8 protein-coding genes are annotated in these 6,779 nt (G+C 68.2%); 6 read left to right on the forward strand and 2 right to left on the reverse strand.

The features are described from left to right. The first annotated feature begins 264 nt into the window (after positions 1–264). The 3 genes from ACIRL2_RS51095 (at position 265) to ACIRL2_RS51105 (ending at position 2,306) form a co-directional block, all read left to right on the forward strand. Positions 265–1,314: a C39 family peptidase gene (locus tag ACIRL2_RS51095; protein WP_395859475.1), complete on the forward strand. Its 1,050-nt coding sequence runs from the start codon at positions 265–267 to the stop codon at positions 1,312–1,314. Between the two features lie 9 nt (positions 1,315–1,323). Next, positions 1,324–1,926 carry a hypothetical protein gene (locus ACIRL2_RS51100; RefSeq protein WP_395859476.1) on the forward strand — a complete coding sequence of 201 codons (603 nt, stop codon included), beginning with the start codon at positions 1,324–1,326 and terminating at the stop codon, positions 1,924–1,926. Positions 1,927–2,147: 221 nt separating this feature from the next. Next, on the forward strand, positions 2,148–2,306 hold the full coding sequence (locus ACIRL2_RS51105; RefSeq protein WP_395859477.1) for a DUF397 domain-containing protein: 159 nt from the start codon (positions 2,148–2,150) through the stop codon (positions 2,304–2,306). Between the two features lie 339 nt (positions 2,307–2,645). Here the strand turns inward: ACIRL2_RS51105 and ACIRL2_RS51110 are convergent, their stop codons facing one another. Beyond that, on the reverse strand, positions 2,646–3,626 hold the full coding sequence (locus tag ACIRL2_RS51110) for a LysR family transcriptional regulator (protein ID WP_395859478.1): 981 nt from the start codon (positions 3,624–3,626) through the stop codon (positions 2,646–2,648). A 106-nt stretch (positions 3,627–3,732) separates the two neighbouring features. Between ACIRL2_RS51110 and ACIRL2_RS51115 the strand changes: the two genes are divergently transcribed. The 3 genes from ACIRL2_RS51115 (at position 3,733) to ACIRL2_RS51125 (ending at position 6,044) form a co-directional block, all read left to right on the forward strand. Further along, positions 3,733–4,626: an NAD(P)H-binding protein gene (locus tag ACIRL2_RS51115; protein WP_395859479.1), complete on the forward strand. Its 894-nt coding sequence runs from the start codon at positions 3,733–3,735 to the stop codon at positions 4,624–4,626. Between the two features lie 95 nt (positions 4,627–4,721). Further along, on the forward strand, positions 4,722–5,087 hold the full coding sequence (locus tag ACIRL2_RS51120; protein WP_395859480.1) for a darcynin family protein: 366 nt from the start codon (positions 4,722–4,724) through the stop codon (positions 5,085–5,087). 408 nt (positions 5,088–5,495) lie between these two features. Continuing rightward, positions 5,496–6,044, forward strand: coding sequence for a DUF1062 domain-containing protein (locus ACIRL2_RS51125; protein WP_395859481.1), 549 nt, complete (start codon positions 5,496–5,498; stop codon positions 6,042–6,044). 114 nt (positions 6,045–6,158) lie between these two features. On the opposite strand, the gene ACIRL2_RS51130 is transcribed toward ACIRL2_RS51125, so the two are convergent. Then, positions 6,159–6,779, reverse strand: a 621-nt coding sequence (locus ACIRL2_RS51130) for a DUF4232 domain-containing protein (protein ID WP_402242649.1), incomplete at its 5' end; no start/stop codon positions are given.

Below are 6,779 nucleotides of genomic sequence, written 5' to 3' on the forward strand. Positions count from 1 at the left end.
TCGAACAACTCCCACAACTCGTCCGGCACCAGCCGCTCCACAAGCGTCGTCACACCCGCCAGAATAGCGAACACCCCAAATGAAACGACTTCTTAGCACACCGGCAAGCCACATGAAGGACATTATAGATTTCAGCCGCTGATTACCACAGTAAGGCGGATTTTCACCTCTTGTAACGATCTTGTCACCTGTAGAACGATGAGGAACCCACCACGCGCCTTCCAGGCGTCGGTGGCTTGATCGACCATGAGGAGGGCATTGTCGATGACCAACCTGACCGAAGCTGATCTCGCCACGCTCGGGGATTCACCGATTACCATCAGATCGGCACACTTCGAGAACATTCACCTGCGCATGAACGGCAGCGGAGTAACCACCCAGACCGCCAATGGCGGCGGGACGGTGAACTGCTCACCCGGGGCAGGTTCCTACGAGTCGTTCAAACTGTGGCGCCAGGGCGACGGGTCGTACTCCGTGGAGTCGGTGGCATTTCCGAATGTCTACTTACGCATGACGGCTCCGGGATTCACCGCCCCCGCCGGTCAGGGCGGCGGGCTCGTAAACTGCCAGTTCAACGCCAGGGGCGGCTCGGACGAGAAGTTCCGTCTACAGCAGCAGCCGAACGGCTCGTTCTCATTCGAATCCACATCCTTCGCGAAAGTCTTTATGCGCATGGATGGTTCCGGGGTGGTCGCCGAGCCCGGTGGGACGGTCAACTGCCAGTTCGGCACGACTACCGGAGGCGGCCTCTATGAGAAATTCTTTCTCTCGAAGGTCGACCAAGTCGTGGTCGGCTTCCAAGGCCAGCACCAGCAGCGGACCAACTGGTGCTGGGACGCGTGCTCGGTCAGCGTCGAGCGCTACTATCGCCCGCAGTCCGATTGGACTCAGTGCCGGCTGGCCACCGCATTGGCCATTGACCGCGGGAACGCGGGTGCCCAATGTTGTCCGGCGCCGGCAATGCCGGGGGGCGGTGGCGGTGTCTGCAACCAGGGCTCGTGGCCAGACCGACCCATGGAATTGATGGGTCTCACGCATCGCGTGTTCAATCGCCCCTTGACGGTGGCCGAGGTAAGAGCGCAGGTGACACAGAACCGGCCGATCCTCGTGGATCTGCACTGGAGAGTGGGGGATAGGCTCTGGCCGGGGCACATCGTCCTCATTTACGGCTACCAATCCGTGGGCGGAGTGGATCGCGTCGTCATATACGATCCGGGTAATGGCGGAAGCGTCGAGAATTACACCTATGCCGACTTCTGCATGCGGTACTCCGGCAACGGAGAATGGATCAACAGCTACACCACCGAGCCTTAGGGAGCCGTCATGCCACTGAATATGCCTGACCCGCCGGTGCGGGCGCGGGACAAGACGCGCTCAACGCTCGGCGTGGTAGCGAGAGGTCACGGGGCCGGCCTGCAGAAGCTGGGCGCGGCTCGCGTGGAGGATCTGGAACTGTCAACACCACACCAGGTGTTCGTCATGGGACCCGACGCCGCCGAGGCCGGTGGCAGTCTGGACCGGGCGCGGCCAATGGGCTGGCGCTTCCTGGTGGAGTCCGGGGGTGAAGTGATCGCCAGTGCCGAGAGCCCCGAGGGCCCGGAACAGCCGGAGGGAGCTGGGGAACCGTCCTTCAGTGAGGGACAAATCGTGGCATCCACCGCTGGTGCGGTGAAAGCGGCGCGGGCGTTACCGCAGCTCGCGAACGCCGGGTTCGATCTGCGGCTGCTACGGATCCCGGCGATGTATCAGAACGCGCTGTGGTTGCACTCCTCGCATGCAGACCTGCTGATACCGCTGGAGCCGTCACCGATCGGGGATGCGGGCAAAGTCGTCCCGCCGCCGGTGTTCTTCCGGAAGCTGGCCGAGTACGCCCGTGACTGGAACCCGCTGGGGGCACAGCCCCGTGGCGGCAGCGGCAACGACTAGAACTTGTCCGGACGATCATGTCGGACTGCTCGGCTTTACGGCTCGGGAGTGACGGTCAGCCGAAGACGGAACGGTTCGGGCTTTGGAAGACGGCCTACGAACCGCACCGGCTGTGGTCAGCCGACGGAGTCCCAGCCGCCCGGTTCTTCCTCTCGTCCGCCGAACCGACGACGCGGTTCAGTGATCCGTGTGCAGATAGCAGCAGTTCGGCGAACATGCACATGGAGGCTCCCGATCGGGAAGGTCGTGCGGAGTGCGTGGAGGTCGCCCCGGGCTTCTCCGTCGTACGTGACCGGGACTCGAAGGACCTGAGCGTCGGCCACTTGGTCGTCGTCCCCGCATCCTGGTTCGCGCTGCTGTCCACGTTGCTCGCTGCCTGATCCACCAGCCGACCGAGCCCCATCACCTCACGTGGCGGGGCTTCGTCGTGCAACCGATGCAGCGCAGAGCCCGACCCCTACGTCCATGCGGGTCAGAGGGTCTGTGCTCAAGTGTGTCGTTCGGGCGTCGAGAGCAACAAGACGGCGCGCGAAGCAATACACACGCGCTCCGTAATGCGCCAAGGCTTCGCCACGAGCCCGGTGTACACACTTGACGGGCCGCCGGCCCATCAAGGATGCCGAGCCGGACGGGGTGAGGGGCGTGCCGACGGGCGGGCGCGCACGCACCTTGGATTGCTGGCAACGCGCATGCGTCCGTCGGGGCCGGGTGGTGCCGTACTACTCCGGGTCGGGCGTGTTCGCCGCGGTGGTCTCGGGGGTTGGGGTCGGGGGGCAGAGGGTTCGGCGGACGGTGTTGCGGAGCCAGTGGTGGGCGCCGTCGGCTGTGTGTCGGGGGTGCCAGGCCATGCCGATGGTCACCGGGGGCAGTTCCAGGGGCATGTCGAGGAGGTGCAGTCCGAGGGCGTCGGCGTCGTGGGTGAGCGGCGAGGGGGCGGCGCCGGGGAGTGCGGCGGGCACGAGGCAGACGACGTCGCTGCGGGCGGCGAGGGTCATCGCCGCCAGGTGGCTGGGGAGGACGACGCTGACCCGCCGGCGGAGGTTCCGCTCGCCCAGGGCCGTGTCGAGGGGGCCGGTGAACCGGCCCCGGCGGCTGACCGCGACGTGCTGGGCGGCGGCAAGCCGGGCCGGGGTCAGCGGCCCCTCGGTGAGCGGATGGCCGGGCCGGACGGCCGCCACCATGCGGAGGCCGACCAGTTCCTCGACCCGGGTTTCGGGGTCCACGTGGTCGATGGATCCGACCTCCAGGTCGATCCGGCCGTCGCGCAGGGCGGGTCCGGCCTCCAGGTCTTCGGCCAGGATCCGGAACGAGACCCCCGGCGCCTCCCGCCGGCCCAGTTGCAGCAGTCCGGGAGCCAGTGCCGCGCCGACCAGGTCGGCGGCTTGGAGGGTGAAGGTGCTGCTCAGGCCCGCGGGATCGACGCTCGCCCCGGGGCTGAGCAGCGCGCCGAGGCTGCGGACCACGGAGGCCGCCTCCTCACGCAGGGCCTGGGCGCGTGGGGTGGGAACCATGGTCTGTCCGGCCCGGACCAGGAGGGGGTCCTGAAGGATGCGGCGCAGCCGGGCGAGGGTGCGGCTCATCGCGGCGGGCGAGGTGTGCAGGCGTGCGGCGGCGCGGGTCACGCTGTTCTCGGCCAGCAGGGCATCCAGCGCGATGGCGAGATTGGCGTCGATGACCGGATCCGGGCTGCTCACCAGCATTATTCCATTTCAGTCAATGATTCCGTGCCGAAGTTCCCATTGTGGCAGCACCGAAATCCTCAGCAGGATCCAGGCGTAACGAACCGGCGCGACCTACGAGGTTTTCATGATCGTCATCACTGCACCCACCGGGAACATCGGCCGTCACCTGCTCTCGCTGCTCCTGGAGTCCGCCCCCGTCGCGGGCGAGGAACTGCGCGTGATCGTGCGTGATCCCGCCCGGCTTCCGGACGAAGCGCGCGGACGCGTCGACGTGGTCACCGGCTCGCACGCGGACGCCGAGGTCCTGGACCGGGCCTTCGAGGGTGCGGACGCCGTGTTCTGGCTCGTCCCCCCGGACTCCTCCCTGACCCCCCAGGACGGCTGGACCGGTTTCACCCGCCCCGCCGCCAAGGCGCTCGCCGCCCACGGCGTCGGCCACGTCGTCGGCGTCTCCGCGCTCGGCCGCGGCACTGGGCTCGCCGACCGAGCCGGCCTCGTCACCGCCTCCCTCGCCATGGACGACCTCATCGCCGACGCCGGCGTCGCCTACCGGGCCCTGGCCAACCCGTCCTTCTTCGAGAACCTCCTGGAGGAGGTGGACTCGATCCGCGAGCAGGGCCTGTTCATCGACACCGTCGACGCCGACCGCAAGGCCCCCTTCGTCGCGGTCGCCGACATCGCGGCCACCGCCGCCGGCCTGCTGCTGGACCGCTCCTGGACCGGCACCGGCAGCGTCGCGGTCCTCGGGCCGCAGGACCTGTCCCCCAACGACCTGGCCCGCATCATGACCGAACAACTCGGCCGCCCCGTCCGCTACGAGCGCCAGTCGCTCGAGGAGATGTACGCCACGCTCGTCGGCTACGGCCTCAACGAGGAGTTCGTCCAGGGCATCGTCGACATGAAGCGGGCCAAGGACGAGGGCCTCGACGCCGGCGTCGCCCGCACCCCGGACACCGCCTCTCCCACCAGCTTCGAGCAGTGGTGCGCGCAGACCCTCAAGCCCGCCGTCGACTCCTGAAGTCCGGTACCCGGCGCCGGAACACGCAGAGCCCGGCGCGCCCACACCACCTGCCGTGGCGCGCCCACACCACCTGCCATATTGGAGGCACCCCGATGCCCGCTGAAAAGACCGAACCGCCGATCACGGCGTTCATGCTGGTCAAGACCACAGCCGAGTGGCTCGCCCTGACCGTCCCGGAACGCGTGGAAGCCTTCACCACCCACGTGCTGCCGGCCATCAAGGCGAAGACCTCCGGCGTCCGGTCACGCTTCTACGACACGGAGTTCTACTCCGCACGCGTCACCGACGTCTGGGTGTGGGAAGCCGACGACCACCACGCCTACCGGCTCCTCATCGACGCACTACGCGAAACCCCTTTCTGGGACCGCTACTTCGAGGTCCTCGACCTCCTCGTCGGCACCGAGAACGGCTATGCCCGCACCTACGGCCTCGAACCCGTCGCCACGATCAGCACCTGACGCACCGCCCACCGCGTCGCTTACCGGGCGAGCCCGAGCCCTGCCGTGTCGCCGACCGGCGCGATCCGCCGGCCCGGCAACAGGAAACCGACCGCGACATCTTCGAGGCGATCGAAGCCTTCGTGAGCCGACCCAGGCCCCGTCACACCCGGTCCAGCCGCTGTGACGGGGCTTTTGTCGTGCCCAGGCCCGGCCGAAGAGTTTCGAGGCCCGGCGATGCGGCGCCCGAAAACCGGTGGAGTTGCGCCCCCGTGCGCCCTACCGTGCTGCCGAATCCAGTCGTCTGGGCAAGGACGTGCCGTTGTACACCCTGTGAGACCTCCCGAGCGATGAATCGTCGCGCGTCGCCGCACATGTGCGCCGCGCTGCTTTTTGCTGCCGACTTCTCACTGGAACCGGTGTACTTCTGTGCTCGAAAACTGGGTGGTCGTACCCACCTGCCTGCCGCTCGTTCTCCGCCGTTGTCACGCGTGCGCGTCCGAGCGCTTCCGGGCAAGCGGCAAATTCCGCGTCAACGCAAACCACAAGCTCATCGACGCCTGGCTCCTCGCGCTCTGTATCGCCTGCGGGGAAACGGCCAAGCTCACGGTCCTGGAGCGGATGAATGTGCGCTCCGTACGACCTGAACTGCTCGACCGGCTGCATGACAACGACCCCGGCCTGACGGCCGAGTTGCTCCAGGATCCGGTCCTACGGCGCCGTAATCGCATCGCCCTCGACTGGGACGGCGCCTGGCGCCTCGACACCGGCGGATCGGATTGTTCCGACCGCGAGGTGATCGACGTCTCGGTCCGCTTCGCGGCGCGGATCCCGGTCCGGCCGGGGCGACTGATCGCCGAAGGTTGCGGTCTTTCCCGGGCCGAGGTCGAGCGGCTGATCGTGGAGGGGAGAGTCGTCTCGGCGGTCCGGCTGAACGGCAAGCTCTCCGACGACTTCACCTTCACGCTCAAGCCCTGAGCCCTCATCGGGATCAGGGCCTGTCCGGTGTCTGTGGGTCTGTGGGCAGGGGCCCCACCGCTTGAAGCGGTGGGGCGGGGCCCGGGGTGTGCGTCGGTGTTGCGCGGGTGTGGGTCAGCCGCCCTGGCCGGCGCCGCCCATGGGGCCGACGTTGATCGGGGAGCCGGCGCCGTCGACGACCGGCACGGTGGGGGTGCCGGGCCAGTTCAGGGTGATGGTCCTGGTCTCTCCGGGCGGGGTGACCCGCAGGCCCGTGACCTTGACGCCGTAGTCGCCGGTGGCTCCGCTGGGGTAGGTGACGCCGAAGGACACGGACTTGTCGCTCTTGAGGACGAACGGGTCGGCCGGGGCGCCGAGGCGCTCGGCGGACAGGGGCCCCTTGGCGGTCTGGAGGTCGACGCCCGCGAATCCGGACATCGTGCAGTTGTGGCCGATGTTCTTGAACGTCACCATGACGGTGAGTTCGTCGTCGCCGCTGATGGTGGCGTCCTGCGCGGTGGCCCTGAGGTCGTCGGTGCGGCACTTGCCGATCGAGCCGTTGTCGCCGGCTCCGGCCCCGCCAGTGGTGCCGGTGCCGGTGCTGCCCTGGCCTGCGGAGGTCTTTCCGGCGGGGGTCGTACCGCCGCTCTGGCCGCCGCTTTGGTTGCCGCCGGTGGTGGTGGAGGCGGCGGGTTGGGTGGGGGCGTTGCCGGCCTGGCCGGCGGGTGCGGAGGCGGGGGGCGGTGCGGCGCCGGT

The organism is Embleya sp. NPDC127516, assembly GCF_044765325.1.
GTDB lineage: Bacteria > Actinomycetota > Actinomycetes > Streptomycetales > Streptomycetaceae > Embleya.